Source organism: Methanoculleus taiwanensis, from assembly GCF_004102725.1.
Lineage (GTDB): Archaea > Halobacteriota > Methanomicrobia > Methanomicrobiales > Methanoculleaceae > Methanoculleus_A > Methanoculleus_A taiwanensis.
Map to the genome: position 1 here is coordinate 589,477 of NZ_LHQS01000002.1, position 21,425 is coordinate 610,901.

The 21,425-nt window shown below is 61.8% G+C and carries 24 protein-coding genes; 12 read left to right on the forward strand and 12 right to left on the reverse strand.

Going from position 1 to position 21,425, the window contains the following annotated elements:
* Positions 1-105 precede the first annotated feature (105 nt).
* Positions 106-867: a dienelactone hydrolase family protein gene (locus ABH15_RS07715; protein ID WP_128693781.1), complete on the forward strand. Its 762-nt coding sequence runs from the start codon at positions 106-108 to the stop codon at positions 865-867.
* A 40-nt stretch (positions 868-907) separates the two neighbouring features.
* Here ABH15_RS07715 and ABH15_RS07720 read toward each other — a convergent pair whose 3' ends face one another.
* Positions 908-1,687, reverse strand: coding sequence for a DUF169 domain-containing protein (locus ABH15_RS07720; protein WP_128693782.1), 780 nt, complete (start codon positions 1,685-1,687; stop codon positions 908-910).
* Positions 1,688-1,860: 173 nt separating this feature from the next.
* On the opposite strand from ABH15_RS07720, the gene ABH15_RS07725 reads away from it, so the two are divergent.
* On the forward strand, positions 1,861-2,262 hold the full coding sequence (locus ABH15_RS07725; protein WP_128693783.1) for a cupin domain-containing protein: 402 nt from the start codon (positions 1,861-1,863) through the stop codon (positions 2,260-2,262).
* Positions 2,263-2,403: 141 nt separating this feature from the next.
* Entirely contained in the window at positions 2,404-3,201 is a 798-nt protein-coding gene (locus ABH15_RS07730) for an ABC transporter ATP-binding protein (RefSeq protein WP_128693784.1), read from the forward strand.
* A gap of 76 nt (positions 3,202-3,277) precedes the next feature.
* Here the strand turns inward: ABH15_RS07730 and ABH15_RS07735 are convergent, their stop codons facing one another.
* Entirely contained in the window at positions 3,278-3,895 is a 618-nt protein-coding gene (locus ABH15_RS07735) for a LysE family transporter (protein ID WP_128693785.1), read from the reverse strand.
* A 95-nt stretch (positions 3,896-3,990) separates the two neighbouring features.
* Between ABH15_RS07735 and ABH15_RS13980 the strand changes: the two genes are divergently transcribed.
* From ABH15_RS13980 to ABH15_RS07745, 3 genes are read left to right on the forward strand one after another with little or no spacing between them, the layout of a single operon-like run.
* Complete coding sequence (locus tag ABH15_RS13980; protein ID WP_241648038.1) at positions 3,991-4,443, forward strand: class I SAM-dependent methyltransferase; 453 nt, start codon at positions 3,991-3,993, stop codon at positions 4,441-4,443.
* Between the two features lie 22 nt (positions 4,444-4,465).
* The gene (locus ABH15_RS13985) at positions 4,466-4,726 is read left to right on the forward strand and encodes a hypothetical protein (protein WP_241648039.1); all 261 of its coding nucleotides are present in this window, start codon (positions 4,466-4,468) and stop codon (positions 4,724-4,726) included.
* A gap of 60 nt (positions 4,727-4,786) precedes the next feature.
* Positions 4,787-5,206 (forward strand): pyridoxamine 5'-phosphate oxidase family protein, encoded by a 420-nt coding sequence (locus ABH15_RS07745; RefSeq protein WP_128693786.1) that lies wholly within the window; start codon positions 4,787-4,789, stop codon positions 5,204-5,206.
* Between the two features lie 60 nt (positions 5,207-5,266).
* On the opposite strand, the gene ABH15_RS07750 is transcribed toward ABH15_RS07745, so the two are convergent.
* Together ABH15_RS07750 and ABH15_RS07755 are read right to left on the reverse strand one after the other, a co-directional pair.
* Positions 5,267-5,536: an NAC family transcription factor gene (locus tag ABH15_RS07750; protein ID WP_128693787.1), complete on the reverse strand. Its 270-nt coding sequence runs from the start codon at positions 5,534-5,536 to the stop codon at positions 5,267-5,269.
* Positions 5,537-5,542: 6 nt separating this feature from the next.
* A complete protein-coding gene (locus tag ABH15_RS07755; RefSeq protein WP_128693788.1) occupies positions 5,543-5,878 on the reverse strand; it encodes a cupin domain-containing protein in 336 nt (111 codons plus the stop codon).
* 360 nt (positions 5,879-6,238) lie between these two features.
* On the opposite strand from ABH15_RS07755, the gene ABH15_RS07760 reads away from it, so the two are divergent.
* Entirely contained in the window at positions 6,239-7,411 is a 1,173-nt protein-coding gene (locus ABH15_RS07760) for a hypothetical protein (protein WP_128693789.1), read from the forward strand.
* Positions 7,412-7,431: 20 nt separating this feature from the next.
* Here the strand turns inward: ABH15_RS07760 and ABH15_RS07765 are convergent, their stop codons facing one another.
* Complete coding sequence (locus ABH15_RS07765; RefSeq protein ID WP_164913670.1) at positions 7,432-8,628, reverse strand: PocR ligand-binding domain-containing protein; 1,197 nt, start codon at positions 8,626-8,628, stop codon at positions 7,432-7,434.
* Positions 8,629-9,332: 704 nt separating this feature from the next.
* On the reverse strand, positions 9,333-10,190 hold the full coding sequence (locus tag ABH15_RS07770) for a cupin domain-containing protein (RefSeq protein WP_128693791.1): 858 nt from the start codon (positions 10,188-10,190) through the stop codon (positions 9,333-9,335).
* Between the two features lie 217 nt (positions 10,191-10,407).
* On the opposite strand from ABH15_RS07770, the gene ABH15_RS07775 reads away from it, so the two are divergent.
* The 3 genes from ABH15_RS07775 (at position 10,408) to ABH15_RS07785 (ending at position 14,946) form a co-directional block, all read left to right on the forward strand.
* Complete coding sequence (locus tag ABH15_RS07775) at positions 10,408-12,513, forward strand: SpoIIE family protein phosphatase (RefSeq protein WP_128693792.1); 2,106 nt, start codon at positions 10,408-10,410, stop codon at positions 12,511-12,513.
* 33 nt (positions 12,514-12,546) lie between these two features.
* The gene (locus ABH15_RS07780; RefSeq protein ID WP_241648040.1) at positions 12,547-14,580 is read left to right on the forward strand and encodes a copper-translocating P-type ATPase; all 2,034 of its coding nucleotides are present in this window, start codon (positions 12,547-12,549) and stop codon (positions 14,578-14,580) included.
* Positions 14,581-14,655: 75 nt separating this feature from the next.
* A complete protein-coding gene (locus tag ABH15_RS07785; RefSeq protein WP_128693793.1) occupies positions 14,656-14,946 on the forward strand; it encodes a hypothetical protein in 291 nt (96 codons plus the stop codon).
* 30 nt (positions 14,947-14,976) lie between these two features.
* Here the strand turns inward: ABH15_RS07785 and rbcL are convergent, their stop codons facing one another.
* On the reverse strand, positions 14,977-16,269 hold the full coding sequence (rbcL, locus tag ABH15_RS07790) for a type III ribulose-bisphosphate carboxylase (RefSeq protein WP_128693794.1): 1,293 nt from the start codon (positions 16,267-16,269) through the stop codon (positions 14,977-14,979).
* A 261-nt stretch (positions 16,270-16,530) separates the two neighbouring features.
* Here rbcL and ABH15_RS07795 point away from each other — a divergent pair, with 261 nt between their 5' ends.
* Positions 16,531-16,845: a DUF2769 domain-containing protein gene (locus ABH15_RS07795; protein WP_241648041.1), complete on the forward strand. Its 315-nt coding sequence runs from the start codon at positions 16,531-16,533 to the stop codon at positions 16,843-16,845.
* Between the two features lie 196 nt (positions 16,846-17,041).
* On the opposite strand, the gene ABH15_RS07800 is transcribed toward ABH15_RS07795, so the two are convergent.
* The 3 genes from ABH15_RS07800 to ABH15_RS07810 all read right to left on the reverse strand — a co-directional run bounded on the left by ABH15_RS07800 (position 17,042) and on the right by ABH15_RS07810 (position 19,827).
* Positions 17,042-17,758 (reverse strand): Hsp20/alpha crystallin family protein, encoded by a 717-nt coding sequence (locus ABH15_RS07800; protein WP_128693795.1) that lies wholly within the window; start codon positions 17,756-17,758, stop codon positions 17,042-17,044.
* A 175-nt stretch (positions 17,759-17,933) separates the two neighbouring features.
* Positions 17,934-18,389, reverse strand: coding sequence for a MarR family winged helix-turn-helix transcriptional regulator (locus ABH15_RS07805; RefSeq protein ID WP_128693796.1), 456 nt, complete (start codon positions 18,387-18,389; stop codon positions 17,934-17,936).
* The gene (locus ABH15_RS07810) at positions 18,379-19,827 is read right to left on the reverse strand and encodes an MATE family efflux transporter (protein ID WP_128693797.1); all 1,449 of its coding nucleotides are present in this window, start codon (positions 19,825-19,827) and stop codon (positions 18,379-18,381) included. The genes ABH15_RS07805 and ABH15_RS07810 overlap by 11 nt, the downstream gene beginning before the upstream one ends.
* 201 nt (positions 19,828-20,028) lie before the next feature.
* On the opposite strand from ABH15_RS07810, the gene ABH15_RS07815 reads away from it, so the two are divergent.
* Entirely contained in the window at positions 20,029-20,283 is a 255-nt protein-coding gene (locus tag ABH15_RS07815; protein ID WP_128693798.1) for a hypothetical protein, read from the forward strand.
* 20 nt (positions 20,284-20,303) lie between these two features.
* On the opposite strand, the gene ABH15_RS07820 is transcribed toward ABH15_RS07815, so the two are convergent.
* Entirely contained in the window at positions 20,304-20,588 is a 285-nt protein-coding gene (locus tag ABH15_RS07820; protein WP_128693799.1) for a DUF1294 domain-containing protein, read from the reverse strand.
* 38 nt (positions 20,589-20,626) lie between these two features.
* Positions 20,627-21,232 (reverse strand): MJ0548 connectase family domain-containing protein, encoded by a 606-nt coding sequence (locus tag ABH15_RS07825; RefSeq protein WP_128693800.1) that lies wholly within the window; start codon positions 21,230-21,232, stop codon positions 20,627-20,629.
* Between the last annotated feature and the right edge of the window lie 193 nt (positions 21,233-21,425).

A 21,425-nucleotide genomic window follows, 5' to 3' on the forward strand; every position in this document is an offset into this window, starting at 1 on the left:
CGAGTATCCCAAAAGATCGCCCTGCTGTGAGGATGCCCTCCGCCCGGGCACAAATACTATATGCGGTGTGCCCGGATGGTGTGCACCCAGACGGGGGGAGTCTGCATGAGAGGGAGTATCATATTGTTTGCATCGGTGGCCGTCCTGCTCATCTTCGCCGGGTGTGTCACCCCGAGCGAAGGGAGTAACGGCGGGACGGCGAACGGGACGACGGTGGAGATCGAGAGCGGCGGTCAGACGTATCCGGCCTACATTGCGGCGCCGGGAGAGAACGGGACGTACCCGGCGGTGGTGTTGATCCACTCCTTCAACGGGCTTGAACCCGGCTACCGGGATATGGTCGACCGCTTTGCCGGGGAGGGCTTCGTCGTCGTCGCTCCCGAGTGGCAGACATATGAACAATCGCCGGAGGACAACGTGACGGAGGCGCTTATCCGGGATACGGTCGCCTACCTCGGAACCCGCCCCGACGTCAACGCGAGCAGCCTCGGCCTGACCGGGTTCTGCGCAGGCGGACGCTACACAATGCTCTTCCTACCCCAAATTGAAGAGTTCGACGCGGGTGTTGCCTGGTACGGGTTCCCCTACTCCGGCGGGCAGGCGAACGGAACGCCCCCGGCGGACCTGATCGGCGACCTTGCCGATCCGATGCTGATCATCCACGGCACGGCGGATCAGGCAAGCCCGGTGGCCGAGATCTACCGGTATGCGACCGATCTCGATGCGGCCGGGAAGTACTTCGAGCTCAAGGTCTACCAGGGCGAGCCGCACGGGTTCATGGTAGAGGACGGCGAGCTCTCGACGAGTTTCGTCGCCGAGGACGCCTACGGGGAGATGGTGACGTTCTTTAACCGGACGCTCGGGTGATTCACCGGACTATCACTTTTTTGGATCCTATCTGCGTGCTTCAAGCGCTTTTATGCGTATGGAGCGCATCACTCCGGGCGATCTTCTTCTTCACCTTCTCCCAGGCACCCGTGTTCAGGAAACTCTCCTCCATGAACCCTATCACTTTTTCAAACTTCTTCATGGGGAAGGCCATCGTCAGGACGTCCAGCGGGACGCACGGCCGCGCCGAGGGGTCGAACAGCCCGAGCACGGCTTTTGGTTTCTCGTTCTGCTGCTCGAGCCATGGGTAGGTGAAGATCGAACTGCATCCGGCACCGAACGGGCAGATCACACCGTTTGGGTCTGCCCAATCGAAGTTCGCGAGCGTGAAGAGGCCGGAGAGCACTTCGGGTCGTGCGAAGAAGACGACGGCGTCCGGGTTATCCGTATCCGTCAGGGTGTCCCAGCGTTTGAAAACGATACTCTTTCCCGTCGTGGGTACCCGGACGGTTCCCCGGTCGAGCTCGTCCACGATCTCCGGCGTCTGCTTGTAGCGTTCTCCCTCGACAACGCCGGGCTTTCCGTACGAGAGGAAGTAGCGGAAATCGGGAAACCTTTCGGCATCGTAGCCGAGGTAGAACCTTCCCCCGCGGCACCCCAGCGAGTCCTCATCGAAAGCGAGGCTCGTTCCTCTTCGTACCTTTGCGAGATCGCAGACGAAGCACCTCCAGCCCGTCGGGGCAGGAGCTCTCTCAAGTCCTTCGGTAGCGCCCCCTACCTCGAACGTGATCGGAAGCTCCGCTCCTGGAAAGTACTTCTCCCAGAGGTGTACGAAGGTATCGCGCAGTGCTGCATCCATAGAACCCTTTTCTGGAACAACAGTGAATAAGCTTCTGATCGCCGCGCGGACGGTGCGGCACTCAGTGGAAGCTATTCTCCTGCATCTCACCCCAAAGGTAAAATACCGGGGTGTTCCAGATCGGATCGTTGGCAGTCTGTCACAAGCAACTCCGATCACCGGGAGGCCGTATCATGAAGAAAGGATTTGTCGCTGAGATCGAGAAAGAGACTGTAGAGAATACCGACTTCCGCAGAGTCCTCTACACCGGGAAGTACAGCCAGCTCGTGCTGATGAACCTCAAGCCCGGCGAGGAGATCGGCGAAGAGGTGCACGACGACGTCGATCAGTTCTTCCGGTTCGAGGAAGGTGAAGGAAAAGTCGTGATCGACGGCGTAGAGCATGCCGTAAAGGACGGCAGCGCCGTGATTGTGCCGAGCGGTGCGAACCACAACGTGGTGAACACTTCGAGGACGGCAGACCTCAAGCTCTACACGATCTACTCGCCGCCCGAGCATCAGGACAAGGTCGTGCGGAAGACCCGCGAGGAGGCGATGGCCAGGGAGGAGCACTTCGACGGAAAGACGACGGAGTGACGCTTACCGGCGCCACTTCTATCCCTTCGTTTTTCACGGGTGCCGGTCGCGTTCAGCGGTGCACCAGAACCTTCAAGTCTCCGCTCGGCAGCTCATGTACAGAACGGCGATAGCCATGCCCTTCCGGCGGAGCAAACGGCGATGACAGATACTACCCCACCCCTGCTTGAGTTTAAGAATATCACCGTCGTCAGAGACGGAAGGACGCTCCTCGACTCGCTCTCGCTCACGGTCGGTGCCGGGGAACATATTGCCCTGCTCGGGCCGAACGGTGCGGGCAAGTCGTCGTTCATCCGGCTGATCACCCGCGAATACTACCCCTCCTTCCAAGGGGAGCACGGAGCGTTCAGAATCTGGGGGCGTGACCGGTGGCACGTCTTCGATCTCCGCTCTCATCTCGGCGTCGTCTCAAACGACCTCCAGCATACCTTTACCCGTGACATGTCGGGTCGGGAAGTCGTCCTCTCTGGTTTCTTCTCGAGCGTTGGGCTCTTCACCCATAAAGTAACCGGCGAGATGGAGCGAAAGGCGGACGAGATCCTCGCATTCCTCGAGATCGAGCATCTCGGGGATCGGCCGATGACGGAGTTATCCTCCGGCGAGGCACGGAGGCTCCTGATCGGGCGTGCGCTCGTCCACGACCCGGCCGCCCTCGTCCTCGACGAACCGACAAACAGCCTCGATCTGCACGCGCTTCATACTTTCCGGAGAACCATCCGGAAGATTGCCCGGTCGGGAACCGGGATCATCCTCGTGACCCATAACCTCCACGATATCATCCCGGAGATCTCCCGGGTCGTCCTCATGAAGGACGGCCGCTTCTGGAAAGACGGGCAGAAAGCAGAGATGCTGACCGATGCGAATATCGGCGGACTTTTTTCGGTGCCGGTGCACGTGAAGGAGGAAGAGGATGGTTACTACTATGCGACGGGATACTGAAGGAGAGGGTGCTTTTCGAGCTGCCGGATGGATCTGGAACTCTCCGGTACGGCACACTACTGCCTGAGTATCTCCTTTACGCAAAGACGGCGACGAGGTAATAGAGGCCGAATCCGATGAGACCCGCTCCGCATGCCCCGAGTATCCACCGGTATGCCTGTTCGCCGAGGATGAACCTGCCGCGATGGATACTCGCCGATACGAGTGTCAGCCACCCGAGGTCTGCCGCCCAGTGGCCGATAACGAACGCCCCCGCTACCACGATCCCTCCTTCGTAGGCGGCGAGCAGGAGTGCGCTCCCGACGGTGAGCCACCAGATCCAGAAGTACGGGTTCGAGAGACTGGTCACCACCCCGGCAACGACGGGATGGGTGACGGCCTCTGTCCCGGCGGTGGCAATGCCCGTCGTGTGCCTGCTCTCCCGCACCGTCAAAAGGCCGAAGGCGACGAGCGCCGCCCCGCCGACCCCGGCGATGATCCCGGTATACGACCCGATCACCGCACCGACGCCGGCGACGACGAAGAAAACCATCATAACCTCGACTGCGACGTGCCCGGCCGTCACGCGCGGCCCGGCGCTCCACCCGGTGCGGAGGGAGGCGTTGATCGTCGCGATGAGGGTCGGCCCCGGGGCGAGCGCACCGGTCAGGCCGATGAGAAACCCGAGAATGAGGGCGTCCGGTATCGTATACATGGCAGTCAGCAACCGAGAGGTACCCTGTGCTCAGAGCAGGTATAGCCTTTCCGCCGCGAATGAGTTTATCGAGCCGTATAGCGCAGCAGTAGAGCATGGACTATTCATTCCTCTTCAAGATGTTTGCCTCCCTTCCCCGCCAGGGGCCGGGCAGCAACGCCTGCACGAGAAAGGCCTTCTCCGTGCTGACCGCTCTCCCGGCGAGGGCGGAGATCGCCGATATCGGGTGCGGCGTGGGTATGCAGACGGTAGAGCTTGCCCGGATCTGCCCGGAATGCCGTATCACGGCCTTGGACATCTACCAGCCGTACCTCGACGCCCTCCGGCAAAGTGCAGAGGACGCGGGGGTGAGTGAACGGATAACGACCGTCCGTGCATCGATGCACGATCTCCCGTTCCCGGATGCATCCTTCGACGCCGCTGGGCCGGGGGTTGATCTTCGTCATCGGGTATGCCGAAGGGCTCGCGGCCTGGAAGCGCCTGCTCCGGCCGGGAGGATTCCTCTGCCTCACAGAGTCGGCCTGATTCACCGACACGCCCTCGGATGAGGCCAGGGCCTTCTTCCAGGAGGTGTACCCCGCGATAACGACCGCCGCTGCTGCGGCAGCCGGTTACGAGGTCGTCGACTCGTTCCGCCTCCCTGCATCGGCCTGGTGGGACGACTACTACGCGCCCTTCTGTGAGAAGCTTACGGATATCCGGGCATCTGCGCCCGGCAACCCCGATGCCGGGGCTGTGGTCGCCAACTTCGAGCATGAGATCGCGGTCTACCGGGAGCATGCGGACGAATACGGGTACGTCTTCCTCATCCTCCGCAGGCGGGAAGTTTGAGCTGCCGATACTTTTAAGGTGGAAACGGCAGAGCAGAACTCAAAAAGGAGAGATGTACGTATGGCGCAGAGACTGATGGACTACTTCAACAAACAACCGAGGATCGGCACGCTCAGCACCGCGAGCCGCGACGGGAAGGTCGACGCGGCCGTCTTCGGTTCACCGCATATGGTCGACGAGAAGACCATCATGATGGGGTTTGGGGATAACCGCTCGCTTGCGAACCTGCAGGAGAACCCGAATGCCGTCTACCTGATCATGGAGCCGGGAGAGTCGATCATGGACTGGAAGGGTGTCCGGGTCTACCTGAAGATGACGGCGTCCGACACGTCGGGAGCTATGCTGCAGAACCTCAAGCAGCAGATCGCCGAAGTGGCGGGCGAGCAGGCGGCGGAGATGATTCATGCGGCGGCATCGTTCGAGATCACCGAGGTGCGGCCGCTCATCGATATAGGACAGGGCTGGGAAGCGTCGATCTGATCCACTTTTGAGAAGTGTGGGATGGTCTTCGGCGGGGGCGCAGGAGAGTCTGCTCCCCCTTCACCCGCCCCGGTACTCCTCGAGCAGCGCATCGGCGTACGCATCCGTCTTCTTCGTCGGGATGTAATTAAAGACTCTGGCGCGCCTCAGCAGTTCCTCGCGGAGAGCGTCGTCGCTCTTCAGGTCTAACTTCCGCACACCGGCGACGATCTCGTCGAGCTGGTTGATCCCCGTCTCCCTGCCGTCGACGAGGATTGCCCTGATCTTGATTGCATCGGGTTTGATCCCGCCGCAGACGGTGCAGTACTCACCTTCTTTCTCATTCGTCATGCTTCTTCACTCCCGGATCATGACGAGCGACATCTTAAACCGGGTGATTGCGGAGAGTGCGTGGGGGACGTTTGCCGGGAAGATGATCGTCTCACCCTCCTGCATAAGGTGCGTCTCGCCCGCCACCCAGACCTCGCACTCCCCGTCGAGGATCGTCACCACCGCGTCGTATGGCGCCGTATGTTCGCTGAGCCCCTCGTCCTCGTCGAAGGAGAAGAGCGTGATGCTCCCCGACGGTTTGTTGACGATCATCCTGCTCGCTACTGTTCCGTCCTGGTAGGCGATGAGGTCGCCGAGCCTGATGACTTTTCCCCGGATCTCACTGCGCGTCTCTTCCGACATACTGATCTCCTCTCTTCTCTGTTTTTATATCTCTTTTTGCTCCGTATCCCTGAAAAAGCCCTGTTACCGGGAAGGGGGGCGATGAGCATCCTTCGCCTGGAATGATCTTGCCCCCATCGGCCGCGGGGCTCTCGACCAGGCAGTCCTCACGGTTCCCGCTCTGTTCCCCGCCTATTCCGATCTCCGAAGGGGATATGGAGCCTGAATCGGCTGTCATCTGGTGGAACCATCCGGCGAGTACTTTTTATGGCAGTTGTCCTCATCCCGGGTCGGGAGGCGTTCTCCGGAATGCACCCGATCCGGGCAGATGGGTGGGTGTTTTTACGCCCTCGCATCCGGAGATAGACCCGGGGAGGAAGAATGGTACAGGATACGGCCACCGGTTTTGTCCGGGAGATTATGCTGGAATATGCCGCTCTGACCGGGCTTGACCCCACGGGAGCCCGGCCGCGGCGCTACCTCTGGACGGATGCGTTTGCGGTCTGCAACTACCTCGACCTTTTCCGCCGCACAGACGACGAGACCTTCCGTGACCTCGCCCTGCGGCTTGTCGGCGAGGTGCATCGCACCCTCGGCAGGCACCGGGGCGACGACCCCAGAGTCGGCTGGATCAGCGGCCTCGCCGCTGAGGAGGGCGAGCAGCATCCGACGATCGGGGGGCTTCGGATCGGGAAGGATCTAAATGAACGCGCGATCGGCGAACCGTTCGATGAACGGCTGGAATGGGATAGGGACGGGCAGTACTACCATTACCTGACGAAGTGGATGCACGTCTTAAGCCGCGTGGCTTCGGTCACCGGCGACTTCACCTATCTTCGCTGGGCGACGGAACTTGCCCGGACAGCCCACGCCGCGTTCACCTACGTCCCCCCCTCGGGCGGCGGAAAGAGGATGTACTGGAAGATGAGCATCGACCTCTCCCGCCCGCTCGTCCCCTCCATGGGGCAGCACGACCCGCTCGACGGGTTCGTCACCTACAGCGAGCTGCAGGCGGCGAGGAACCGGTTCGGGGCATCGGTTGGGATCGATCTGTCACCCGAGATCGCCGATATGGCCGGAATCTGCCGGGGAACACGGTTCGTCACCGACGATCCGCTCGGCATCGGCGGTCTCCTCTCCGACGCCTCACGGATCGCCCGGCTGACGATCGAGGGAGGGGTCTTTGGCACCGGACTTCTGGAATCGGTCCTGGATGCAGCACGGGTCGGTCTTGCATCCTTCGCGGCGAGGGGCAGCACCGGGTATCCCGCCGAATACCGTCTGGCCTTCCGCGAGCTCGGGCTTGCTATCGGGCTTGCAGGTGTTCCGGAGATCCGGGAAGGGCTCGAGGCGCACCCGGGCGTCTTCGGCCGTGCCCCCTCCCTGCTGCGGCGGGTGCAGGGCCTCGCGGAGTATCTGCCGCTTGGAGAGGCGATAGTTGGGTTCTGGCTGGATGAGCAGAACCGGAAAGCCGCCACCTGGCTGGATCACCGGGAGATCAACATGGTGATGCTCGCGACAAGCCTTGCTCCCGGGGAGTTTCTGAAGGTGTAGGTGCAGGCACCCCTCCGATCTTACAGCATCTCATGCCGCTGGAGGAACGTCCGGATCTTCCGTGACTCGATCCAGCCCTGGTCGAGTTCTCTGATATAGTCGTTTATCCGCTCGACCTGATTGCTGATCGTCTTCGTGGCCTTCGCATCGTCGGTGAGATCCGCCATGCCCTGGATCACCTGGAGCGGCTGGCGGACATGATCGGCGAGGACGGCAATCTGCTCGATGTTTCGCTCGATCTGCTGGAACGCCCGCATTCTGATGGCTTCTGCCTGTTTTCTCTCGGTGATATCGCGAACGATACAGAGAACCTCCCGGTCGCTCAGCGCCAGCAGGCGTGCCTCAAACTGCCCGATGCCCGACGGTACTGCAAGTTCATACTCCAGGCACTGGAGCTCCTCGGTCTCGATCGCTCTTCCTATCGCCTGCAGGATGGTGTCCACCTGGTCCGGGGTAAACCCGGCATCCCGAATATTTTTCCCTATGATCTCACCCGGGGGCAGCGCGAGCAGGCGTATATCAGGCACCTGGAAGTCCCGGTACTCTCCGTCACGGGAAAGGACGAACATCAGGTCGGGGATAGCGCCGAGGAGTACGGCGCTGCGGTGCTCTGTCTCCCGGATCTTCTCCTCCGTCCACTTTCGCTCTTCCACTTCGGCCTGCAGCTGTTCGTTAGCCGTTTGCAATGCCGCATTGGCGTCCCGGACGCGTTTCGTGGTGAGCGCCATTTCGTTGAAGAGATGCGTCAGGTGAGAGAAAAAGTCCATCATCTTCAGTACACGGTCTTCGGAGATGACCGGCACGCGTCCGAGCGCCTCAAGGTAGGCATCCGCATCAAATCCGAACTCTTCGGCCTGCCTGATAAAAAAGTCCCGATCTGGTGGCGCAAACAGGAACTGTCCAATTAAAAAGTCTCCGATGTGTTCGCCCTGAATGGTGATGGGTACGGAGATCGTCACAAGGCCGTTCTTGCATCGATAGGCTGTATACCGCTCTCCGGTGGCAACGTGCCCGCTCCGTACGGTGTCGCTCTTCAGGCACCGTGCCGCCGTTACAGGGTGAGCCCGGTGAAATCGGATGCAGATATCCTGCCACCCGGCGGCAATCAGAACCGCACCTTCCCGATCGAGGAGAGTGGTGGGAACGCCCGTCAGCGCGGTGCAGCTCTTGCAGAGGGCTTCGAGTTCGCCGATGTCCATCAGATCGGATATATTCATGGCACCGTCCTCTCCGTCTCGCGGCACAGAAACTCGTTCAGACCCTCTCTCCTCACCTGAAAACCCCGTAGCGATCTCTTCCTCCAGGTTCGGTTCGTCTTCGCCGGATCTCGCCCTGACCCGGGGGTTATGGCTGCATACACATCTCATGCTTCTTGAATCTTTCTTCTGATCCCGGATCCGGCTCGGAACTGCACATCCCGGATCGGCGCTTCCTGCCAGCGGCAGATGCCGTGAAGGCGATCGGGGATAGTGCTGTTCCGAATTCCTGATCCCGGGGAGGACATCCCGTGTCCCGGCCGACTCTTCCGAGCGGTGGGGCACGGGTTTTGCAGTATGGTCTCGTGGATCCAATTTATAATTCGGTAATTATATTTCAGCGAAAATATATTTTTCTGCCGGTAAATGCCCGGGTTCGGGTTCTGATCTTCTCTGTATCGATGGCGTCCGAAGGTCGGTTCACGGCAGGGTATCCGGCCTTTTCATATACACGATCCGGGACGACCCCGCCACAGGGAGAGTGCCGCTTCCGCCCGATCTTCTCTCCTGCGGGAGTGGCGTGGCGGCAGAGGGGTGATCACGCCGGAGGATTCCTGACGGCAGATCGCTATGGGTTCAGTCCCGGAGATCTCCGGCGAGGGCGGCCGGCAAAGGTTCCTGCAAAACCGGGCCGGCTGTCGATACCAAAAGGGAGGAGGAGACCGTCATTCCCAGAGGGCGGTCTTCTCCGCTGTCCATGCCGGGTCGACGAAACTTAAGGCCGTCGTCACCGATGTTCCGGTATTCCGGGACTCTTTCATCTGATCCGGTGGAATGTATGCAGCGCTTCCGGCGGGAACCCGTACCGCCTCCCCGTCGGGCGTGGTTATCTCCAGCTCGCCGCTGATCACGTAGATGAGATCGGACGAGCCGTTCAGCCGGTCGTACCCGAGATATCCGCCCGGGAGGAGTTCGGCGTAGGCGAGACTGTAGCCGATCGGGATATCACGCATCAGGATCGGATTCATGAGCGTATACACTACCGCGCCTGACCCCGAATCCCACTCAATCCCGTCCCGGGGATCGGAGACGACGATCGGGACTCCGTCCGTCGCCGTATCGAGTGCGGCAAGCGCGTCACCCGATACCTCGACAGCGTCGGTAAAGGGCGGCTGAATAACGGTGATGTAATGAAGTTCGGTATCACCGGCAGCGGCTATCGACTGGAGTACGCCTTCCGGCAGGAGCACGGTCGCCCCCTCTCCGGCTCTCACCGTCTCGTTGTCGCAGCGAATCTCGGCCTCGCCGCTGAGCAGGTAGACCAGTTCCACGCTCCCGATCAGCCGGTGCGGGGACGTTGCATTGCCCGGCTGGATGACGACATGGCCAAGGCTGTAGTTCACCGGAATCTCTGGGGTTTCCTGGCCGATAAGCCCCATGTACGTAGCCTGCCCGCCGAATATGGAGATCTCGTCCGCCGGGGTGACCAGTTCGAGACGCTCATTCGCAGCAGGCGGATTCGGTGAGAGGCATCCGGCGGAGAGGAGCGTGCAGGTGATGAGGAGGAGAGCAATCCTGTACATGACCATGTATTCTGCAACAGATGGCATAAACCCGATTGTCTGCCGTTTCTGATCGCCATTCCGGGATTAGGGAGCGGAACGGTGATAATGAAACTACCGCTCTGGCTACGGGCAGCGTGTTTCTCCTGCGGCCGGTGGCGCTCCGTTCACCCGCGGCACGAGCAGTGGCGGTTCAATCAGGAACGTATACATTTCGTCCGTGCGAAAGAGTACCATAATGAACCCGGGCGGCGAGAAGCGCTTCTGCATCGGACTTTCGGTCGGGACCAAGATTTTTCTCGCCTTTTTAGGCCTCTCCACAGCCGCTCTCCTTCTTGCCGGTATCCTCGCGTTTGTGCAGACAGACGACGTAAGCCGGTATGCGCTCCAGCAGAGCACCGCCCTCGGAGACCGGGCGGCCGACAGCACGGCAGCGCTCGAAGAGAGCGCTGAAGAGTCGCTTCTCATGCTCGCCGCCGACCAGGCCGCTATCAGCAACATCCTCTTTGAACAGGTGAGCGGCGAGGTCGATATCATGGCGGCGTATGCCGGGGAGATCATGCACGATCCGGCACGGGTGGTGGGACGGCAGCATCCGGCGTCACTGCTCTTTCTGGCGCCCGGGACGGAGGGTTCCGTCACCGTGGACGAGCAGACTGCGGTCGGCATGATGGAAGGGATCTTCAGGCCTATCGCCGACGCCGACAGTCATCTCTCGAGCGTTTACCTCGGAACCGACTCGGGGATAGCCCTGGTATACCCGCAGACGACCGATCGCAACGCCTCGTTCGATCCCCGCCTCCGGAACTGGTTCGTGCAGGCGCGCACTACCGGGGAGACGAGCTGGTCGGAGCCCTACGTCGACTTTCTCGGGCATGGCCTGACGGTGGCCTGCTCAAAACCGGTTGCCGATACTGGAAGCGGATGGGTATGGGTCGTCGGTGCGGACGTCACGATCGAGACGATCAACCGGAATATCATCGGCACCCAGGTGGGCGACCGGGGATACGCCATACTGATCGACCGGCACGGAAATGTCGTCAGCAGGCCGGATCTCACTGCGGGTGATCTGCGGTGGGACGAATCGTTCGTCACCGAGAACCTCTTTGCGAGCAGCAACACGGGTCTTGTCTCGGTGGCGGCGAAGATGACCGCCGGAGAGACGGGTGTCACCCGGGTCATGTTTGCGGACGGCGAGCGGTTCGTCGCCTATGCTCCGGTGGAGAGCGTGAACTGGAGCGTCGGGGTGGTGATGCCGGTCGACGAGATCACCGCACCGATCACGGCGACCCGGGAGCGTATCCTGCAGGCGTCGGAGGATACCGCGGCTCATATCAGCGACCAGGAGCAGCTCATGCAGACCGTCTTCGCCGGCCTGTTCCTCATCCTCCTTCTGGCAGTCGCGGCTCTCACCCTCATCGTCGCCCGGTATTTCACCCGGCCTCTTCTGGAACTGCAGAAGGGCTCCGAGGCCGTCGGGCGGGGCGACCTCGGATACCGGGTTGATGTAGCGACCGGAGACGAGTTTGAGAATCTCGCCCGGTCGTTCAACAGGATGACCGCCGATCTCTCCAGCCACATCGAGGAGCTCCGGCGGACTACGGCGGAGAACGAACGGATGGTAAAGGAACTCGAGATAGCAGAGGAGATCCAGCAGAGCATCCTCCCGGAGTCGGCGCCGGCGCTTCCGGGAATTGAACTGGCGGGATGCAGCATGCCTGCTCTCGAGGTCGGCGGGGACTTCTACGATTATATCCCCTTCGGTGATGCCCGGTTGGGTCTTGCGATAGCCGACGTCTCCGGCAAAGGCGTTCCGGCCGCCCTCTTCATGGCGCTCTCCCGTACCCTCATCCGGGCAAGTGCGCTCCGAAACCCCGATCCGGCCGGGGCGATCCTCGAAGTGAACCGCTTCATCACTCTGGACTCAAAGACCAGCATGTTCGTCACGCTCTTCTATGCAGTCCTCGATGCCCGGGAGAGGAGTTTCACCTACGTGAATGCCGGCCATAATCCCCCGCTCCTCTTCAGACCCGGAGCCGGCGAGGCTCTCCATCTCAGTGGCAGAGGAATCGCACTCGGTATCCTCGACGAGATCGAGCTCGAGGTCGTCCGCATCGAACTCGAACCCGGGGATCTGCTGCTCCTCTACACCGACGGCGTGACGGAGGCGGCGAACGAGAAGGATGAGGAGTACGGCATCGAGAGGCTCGAGGCCTTCGTCTCGGCATTGCCGGCGCTCCCGGCAGAGGGGATTATCGATGCGATCGTGAAGGACGTGGCCGGGTTCGCCGGAACCGCCCCCCAATTCGACGACATCACGTTGATGGTGCTGAAAGTAGCATGACCGGCGGTACACCCGCCGATAGGTTTAGGATGCATGGTGGGCATCCTTCCTGCCATGGCCGGGGCAAAGTATGAGAAGCAGCTTCGTGAAGCGAGCAGGCAGGAGCCGCCGAAGACGCACCGGCACGGCGACCACGCTCATGCGCTCGCGGATTTCCGGAGACGTTTTGTCGTCTCCGTCATCCTGACCGTCCCGATCCTCCTCCTCTCGCAGACCATCCAGGGTTTCTTCGCCTTTTCGCCCGTCTTCCCCGGCTCGGTCGTCGTGCTCTTCGCGCTCTCGACCGCGGTCTACATCTACGGCGGCTGGCCGTTCCTTACCGGGATCGTCCGCGAGCTCCGGAGCCGGTCGCCCGGGATGATGACGCTGATCGCCGTCGCGATCACGGTTGCCTATCTCTACAGCGCCGCGGTCGTCTTCGGGCTGGTCGGCGGCGAGGGTTTCTTCTGGGAACTGGCGACGCTGATCGATATCATGCTCCTCGGACACTGGATAGAGATGCGTTCGGTGCTCGGGGCGTCGCGTGCACTCGAGGAGCTCGTCCGGATCATGCCTTCGGAGGCGCATCGCGTCACCGACGCCGGTATCGAGGATGTCCCGGTCGATAGGCTCGCTCCCGGCGACGCGGTGCTGATAAAACCCGGCGAGAAAGTCCCGGTCGACGGAGTGGTCACCGGAGGTGCGACCAGCATGAGCGAGGCGATGCTGACGGGCGAGTCACGGCCGGTCGCAAAAAAAGAGGGTGACCGGGTTATCGGCGGAGCGATCAACGGCGAGGGGTCCGTCACCGTCGAGGTGGAGAAGACCGGTAAAGAGACCTACCTTGCCCAGGTCGTCGAGCTCGTCAGGCAGGCGCAGGAGAGCAAGTCCCGGGCACAGGATCTCGCCGACCGTGCCGCGTTTGTCCTGGTGGTGATCGCGCTCTCGGTCGGTGCGATCACCTTCATCGCCTGGCTTGCGGCAGGGGAGGCGCTCGGTTTTGCCGTCGAGCGGTCGGCGACGGTGATGGTGATCACCTGTCCCCACGCCCTCGGGCTTGCCGTCCCGCTGGTGGTAGCGGTCTCGACGGCGCTCGCCGCCTCGGCAGGCCTCCTGATCCGCGACCGGAACGCATTCGAGCGTGCCCGGAACGTGGAAGCGGTTGTCTTCGATAAAACCGGCACCCTGACGGAAGGGCGGTTCGGGGTGACGGATGTCGTCCCGTTCGATGCTTCCGGTGAGGACGAACTCCTCCGCCTCGCCGCCTCGGTAGAATCTCCTTCCGAGCATCCGATCGCGCTCGGGATGGTGCAAAGTGCGGCCGGGCGCGGCCTCGCTCTCCATACTGTCCGGGATTTCCGTGCAATCCCTGGGAAAGGGGTCGAGGGGGAGATCTCCGGGCGGAAGGTCGCCGTAGTCGGTCCCGGCTTTCTGCAGGAGCAGGGCATCGCCGCCCGGGACGAACGGGTGGCTGCCGCCGAGAGCCAGGGCAAAACCGTTGTCTTCCTCCTGGTCGGGGATAAACCTGCAGGAGCGCTCGCACTCGCCGATATCATCAGGCTGGAGTCGCGGGAGGCGGTCGGACGGCTCAAAGCGCTGGATATCCGGTGCATGATGCTGACCGGCGACAACCGGCACGTGGCGGCGTGGGTGGCAGCGGAGATCGGTCTTGACGAGTATTTTGCCGGCGTTCTCCCGCATGAGAAGGCGGAGAAGATCCGTGAGGTGCAGCAGCGTTATCGGGTGGCGATGGTCGGCGACGGGATCAACGATGCCCCGGCTCTGGTACAGGCGGACGTCGGGGTCGCCATCGGGGCGGGCACCGACGTCGCCGTGGAGAGCGCCGATATCGTGCTCGTCAGGAGCGACCCGCGGGACGTGGCCGCTATCGTCGGTCTCTCGAAGAAGACCTACGCGAAGATGCTCCAGAATCTGCTCTGGGCGACCGGGTATAACGCATTTGCCATCCCCCTCGCCGCGGGAGTCCTCTTCGGCTACGGGATCGTGTTGACCCCTGCGGCCGGTGCGATACTCATGAGCGCCAGTACCGTCATCGTCGCGATCAATGCCCGGCTTCTGCGGATGTAGGCGGTCTTGCCGGGAAGCGTGCATGCGGGGAAACATTTTTCCCTGCTCTCCGGGTAACCGGAGGTGGTGATTCCCATGAAGGTAGAACTGTTCCACGTCAAAGGGTGTGCCCGGTGCTTTCAGGCTGCGGGGGCGCTTCAAAGCGCCCTCGTGGATATGGGGCTTTCGTATGACGAGACGGTAGAAGAAAAGCACGTCAGGGAAGGTTCTTCTGCACTCGACGATCTCGTGCGGATGAACCTCGTCGCAGTTCCGGTCATCAGGGCGGGAGACCGGGTGCTCGTGCAGGACGATGCGATGCGGGTCGGGGCTATCCGGCCGTTTCTGCAGCAGGCAGGATTGACGGGCCCGCCGCTCAGCCGGTGAGCCGGGAGGGGCTCTCCCTTCCGGCCTACCTCACTTCGGTTTGTAGTGCCCCCACTTCTCAAGCGCTTTTGACAGTTCCGGAGCGCTTTTCGCCTTCTCTTCGAGGCTTTCGCCGTCTTGCCAGGCCTCGATCGCCTGCATGGTCGCTGTTGCGCCTGCCCGCGTCCCCTCCGGGTGGCCGTGGATCCCCCCGCTTACGAGCAGCACGAGGTCGGCACCGTAGATGTCAAGGACATCCGGCACGAGTCCCGGATGGAGCCCTCCTGAGGAGACCGGGAATGCGCTCTTGATCGCTCCCCAGTCCTGTTCGAGCGCCGTGTGGTGCACCGGGCTCGTCCGCTGCTCCCGGAGCATATCCGCAAGGAGGGTCGCCTCCGCCTTCGTCCCGACGAGCTTGCCGACGGCGGTCCCGGTATGGATCTGGCTCACCCCGACAAGCCGCATGATCTTCGCCAGGAACTGCATCGATATCCCGTGCTTCGGGTTCCGGTCGAAGGCTGCATGCATCGCCCGGTGCGCGTGAATGGCAAGTCCGAGGTCGGAGCAGTAGTCGCGCAGGGTCGCGACGGCAGCCGTTCCTGTCACCACGACATCGATCATGGCGTAGTTCCACCCGAACTCCGCGAGCAGATCCGCCCGCTTCTTCATCGTCTCGGTATCCGCGGTGATATTGATGAACGCGGACTTCGCTTCACCGGTTGCCTGTTCGGCCTGGTCGCGCTTCTCTGCGAGGAGCCGCACCCGGTCGTCGAACCGGTTGAACGGCATCGAGGTTAAGTTCTCATCGTCTTTCACGAAATCGAATCCGCCCATCCAGGTCTCAAACCCGATCTCGGCATGCTCCGCTGCGGTGAAGCCGACCTTCGGTTTCGGGACGGCACCCGTGAGCGGCCGGTCGTAGACGCCCATCATATCCCGTATGCCGTCCATCCCGAAATGCGGCCCTTTAAAGTGCCGGAGGTATTCGGAAGGAAGTGCGGCATCGATCAGCCGCAGGTTTGCGAGTGCCTTCATGCCGAAGATGTTCCCTGCAATGCCGCTCAGGAGCTGCACCACATTCCCCTCCTCCCAGAGGTCGAGGGGGTAGGCAATCTTGACGTAGTTGCCCTCTATCGAAAAAGCCGTGGCCTGCAGCGCTTTCATCCGCGGCGGAAGGGTAAAGAGCGTCGTCCAGGTGCCCGTCGAGCTCTCCGAGGCAATCCTTCCGACCGCCTCCTCTCTGCTGATGCCTTCCGCAGGTTCGAAGGAGAACAGAGCCACAAGTTCGTCCGGGGCGGGCGTATAATCGAGATCTACAAACTCTTCGTACCAGTCAATTGCCATCTCAACACCTGCATGCAAAAATGAGCGCAAAGGTAAAAAAACCTCACATCAGGGCTTTCGATAGGCACCATCCGGGGCGGGGCGGTTGGCGGTCGCTCAACCCCCCGGGTGACCGCAGGGCAGAACCTGCCCCTCACGATCCCGGCCTTCAACCGCGATGAGGGCGGGTCGTCGGTATCGGTGCCGCAACCGCCGGAGATAGTCGCGACGGACATGCGATAGGTTTATCCTCCGGTATGGATATCACCCGCGCCGGCGAGCATGATGGAGAAGTTTGAAGAGATAATGCGGAACATGCAGCGGATCTCGCCGGAGGAGCGGGAAAAGATTCTCGAGGAGGAGGGCAGAAAGTGCATCTGCGGAGAGTGTCCGGTCTACAACGCGTGTGCGAAGAACGCTCACGAGGGGTTCTTCTGTGCCTGGGGAAAGAGTTTCGTCTGCATAACGTCGGAGGAGGAGGAGAAGTGCATCTGCCCGGACTGCCCGGTGATGGCCGACTGGGGGATGAAGCATATCTATCACTGCACGCGCGGCGAAGAGCGGGCACAGTGGTTCGATCAGCAGATCAGGAAGTGAGGTCTCTTTCGATCTGCAGGGCGCCCTCTCAAGGCCGGTTGCGGGCCGTGCCGGGTCTGCCGGAATGAAGCGGAGGGCGGCCGCAGCCATCCGTTTCCAGCAGCCGAACTGTGATCGAAGCACGCTCACGGCATACCGATCATCTCTTCTCTTGCAGATGGTACGGTCTCCCTCGCGCCGGGTATCACGCCCTCATTCACGTGAGTTTCTTCTTCGCCTCTTCGTACTCCTGTTCTTTCTGCTTTCGAAGTTCTGCAGCCCGCCTGGCTTCTTCCGGGCTCCCCTTCTCTCCGAGGTCAACCTGCTCCGCCTGCTGTTCCACCTTCTCAGAACTCATGTAGCCGGATGACTCCATCTTCTCCTGCGCCTCTCTGCGGAGTTCTTCCGTGTGCCGCCTCTGTTCCTCGGCAGCGGACCCGCCGGAAGGTTCGCCCGCCGTCAGCTGCTCTCCACCTCCTTCACCTACCAGGATCTCTCTCCCGCGTGCCTCCGGCGTCTTCTTCAGGCGCACCTCGAGCACCCCGTTTCTGAAGGTGGCCTCCGAACCCTGGTCGGTGACCTCTACCGGGAGGGCTATCGTCCGGGAGAGTGAACCGAACCGCCGCTCCCGCAGGTAGTATCCTGCCTCCTCCTGCTCGGTTGCCTCTTCATGCCGGGCCGAGATCTGCAGCATCTTCGGCTCAAGAAGCCGGAGCGAGATATCCTGCCGCTCAACGCCGGGGAGATCGGCAACGACCAGAACCTCGTCGTCGTGCTCCCTGATATCGACGACCATCTCGGAACCGGTGACCATGGGTAACTGCTGCTGTGCCTCCCGAAGGCCAGCAGCCATTTCATTGAACTGCCTCTGCATCTCGGCCAGCATCTCATCAAAGCCGCCCCGTAACCCGCGTGGTGATCTTCCAAATGCCATAGTATACACCTTCGTAGCTGTCATTGCAGCAGATGCTACAGGGTTTCCAGTGCGGTCACTATCATATTAATGTTCCCGTATCCGGCCTAACCCCCTCAAAACCGTTCCCGTCTCCGATGCGGGGCGGATGCGGCGGGTGAACAAAAAAAAGACGCCCGTAGTGTCGGGAGCCCCCTCACTCGGGGAGAAAAGTAGCGTTCTCCATCATACGTTCGAGCAGAGCCATGAGCAGACGCCGCTCCTCGCCGGAGAACCCGGTGAGCATCATCATGCTCCATGCTGCAGCGATCTCCCTCATCTCCGGCTCGAGTGCCCGTCCCTTCTCGGTGAGGAAGAGCCGGTACGACCGCCGGTCTCCTTCGTCCCGTACACGCCGGACGTAGCCCGCCTGCTCGAGCCTGGTGACCGCACGGGTGATGGTAGCCTTGTCGAACCGGCGATCCCGTGCAAGCGTCTCCTGGTTGATGCCGTCGCGGCAGTACAGGGTCATCAGGAATGGAAACTGGCCGCTCCCGATGCCGTAGGGTATAAGCTGCTTTGCCAGGTGTATCTGGGTGGAGCGGTAGAGGTAAGAGACGAGCCCGCCGAGCGCTTCCGGGGGGATCAACGGTTCTTTGCCGTCATCTGCCACTGCTTGCTCCTCCGGGCGACGCAGTCCCGGCCACCGGTTCTGCCTGTCCGGTGATCAGGCCCAGTGTATACCGCCGTGCCCAGAGGTAGCCGGTCACTGCTCCGAGCATGTTCCCTGCGGCGATCCCCCACCAGATCCCGGAGAGTCCGAGCCCGAGGTAGACGGCCAGTACCCAGACGAAGGCGATCGTCAGGACGACCGTCCGCAGGATCGTCACCAGGAGCGAGTTCATCCCTCGCCCCGTACCCTGGAAGAGCGAGGAGGAGAACATGCCGAAACCGACCATCGGGTAGAAGAGGCACATGACCTGCAGGAAGGTGGTGAGGTCGGGAGCGAGGTGCGCCGACCCTTCTGCTGTCGTGAAGACCGCGGCGATCCAGGGGGCGAGCACATAGGTCGCTACGGCGAGCACCCCGCCGATCAGGAATCCGAGCCGGACGGAGTAGAGGTGTGCGCTCTCCATCTGGTCGAACGTCCGTGCACCGTAGGTCGCCCCCGTGACGGCGACGACCGCCATCGCGATCGCGATCAGCGGGGTGACGGCTATCATGATCACCCGCCACCCGACCGAGTAGACCGCGACGCCGTCGGTGCTGGCGACGAGGACGATGATCCCGTTCAGGACGAGCGTCGACAGCGCCATTGTCATCTGTTCGACGGAGGCGGGGATGCCGACCCGCAGGATATCCGCAACGATCGATCCTTTCGGGGAAAATCCGCTCCAGCGGAACGAGACGTAGGTATCCCGCTTGATGAAGAGCCAGTAGCCGAGCAGCCCGACCGAGGCGAGAACCGAAAGGACGGTCGCCCACGCAGCCCCCGCGATACCCATGTCGAGGGTGTATATCAGGATCGGGTCGAGGACGATGTTGCCGACCGCCCCGAGCGCCATGGCGTACATCGGCCGCTTCGCATCACCCTCTCCCCGCAGGATTGCGTAGGCGACGTTCGTGAACAGGATGGCCGCCGTTCCGAGAAAGAGGATCCTGCCGTATTCGGCGGCCATCCCGGCGGCGCTGCCCGCTCCGAGCAGGATAAAGAGGTGTCCGGCCAGCAGGTAGAACGGCACCGTGACGACGACGGCGAGCACCGCCAGCATGATCATGGTGTGCACGGCGACGTTGTCGGCTCCGGCTTTGTTTCGGGCGCCGATCATGCGGGATATTGCGGCGCCGCCGCCGACACCGAGCCCGTTCGCGAGGCCGATGATGATGAAGAAGAGGGGGAACGTGAATCCGACCGCGGCAAGGGCGTCGGATCCGAGTCCTGCGACCCAGAATGCATCGACGAGGTTGTATGCCGTCAGCAGGGTCATGGCGACCATCATCGGCAGGGAGAGCTTGATGATCGCCTTCTTCGGATCGGAGAGGAGCGTCCGTGTGCCTTCGGTTCCGTGTTCGGTGGGTGATGGGTGCTGTGATGAACTCTGATCCGTCATATTTCGAAACCTTCGGTGCTGGATACCTTCTATAGGAATGCGTCGCGGGGGTATTTAGTTGCTATGTCAACTATGTGGCGGGGCACCGGACTCCGGTGCGGCGTTGAAGCTGCCGGGGCGATGCCTACCTCACATGGCGCGCACCCTCCGGAACGGCAACACGTTTATACGAGCGTCCCGCATCTCGTATTCGGGACAACTATGCTGTATACTCGGGAGATTATCAAAAAACTCTGGGATGCACAGGGATACGGAAACCTTGCCGTCTGGCAGGACGGGACGACCCGCGTGATCGCACCGGGCGAGGATGCCGGGCAGCCTCTCGTTGTCCTAAAACCGATGCCGCTCGTCGGGGAGTTCTCGCTTCTGGACTTCGCCCTCCACGATGCCGGGTTGCTCGAGAAGGTCGAGGCGGCTGTTCGCGAGGCAGGCGGTGAGATCGAGCGGGAAGAGTGAGCGCCCGCATTCCGGGGCGGTCAGAAGAGCGAGACGGCGATAACGGCAAGCCCTGCAGCGTGGGCGAGCACGAAGACCGGCACCAGCCGGAACTTCATCTTCTGCGTTTTGTGCCGCAGCCTCCTCATCGCAGCATAGGCTCCGAAGGGTCCGAGGAGTGCAAGAAGCAGCAGCGTGCTCTCTTTCGTCCTCCATGCCCCGTGCTCCGCCGCCCGTTTGTCGTGCGCATAGCAGAAGAATGCACCTACGTTTACGAGAACGTAGAGTGCCGGAAGTACGATAGCGATATCGATAATAGGTATCATCCCTGCGGGTACCTATCAGGTATGGGTATCCCGGCTTTTTACTCTGCTGAATTGGATCGCTCTTCGCCGCGGCGGGCATCCTCGTCGAGCAAAGGGCGGAGATCCCTGCTTGCGGGCGTCTGCACCAGAACGTACCGCTCGCTCACCGATGCGGTCGTCCGCGCCGCCGTCTCCATGGCAAGGACGATCGTCCGCACCGCGTCCCGGGGCGTCCCGCCCTTCCAGGTGTCGCGGATGCAGCGGTTCGTGACCTGTTTCGCTATCGCGTTCCCGAGCACGATGAAGGTGCTCCCCGTGCCCTGCGAGACGACGGTCATGCAGCCGTCTTCGAAGTCGGCGATGGCGTACCGGCCGGCCGAGGCGTAGAGTCTCCGGCTCCTGACCACTCCCTTCTCGGTCTCCCCGACCTCACCCACGAGAATACCGCTTCGCTCCGCGACCTTGTTCTTCGTATCCCTGACATATACGCCGATTCCGATCTCTTGCGCCCGCCGCGCGAGTGCTTCGTCGGTGACGATACGGCCGTCGTAGAGTTCGGCCTCAAGCCGGTCACGGCAGGAGTCGTCCCCGGAGAAGAGGATCTCCCGCATGTCCCCAGCCATAACCGCGCCGCGTGCTCCGATAAATGCAATCACCAGGCTCATTCCGGCATCGTTCTCTCAGCTGACTGAAGAGAGTCTGGGCTCCGGTACCATGAACATATCCCCGGCGACTCCGGGCAGGCAGATCCTTTCTTATACCCTCATACCGATACCCGCCGCCGGGAGTGCTATGGCAACGGGGAGAATTCTACAGTTCCCTTCGCCCGGTGCTGCACGGCAGTTTGCCGTCGACGCC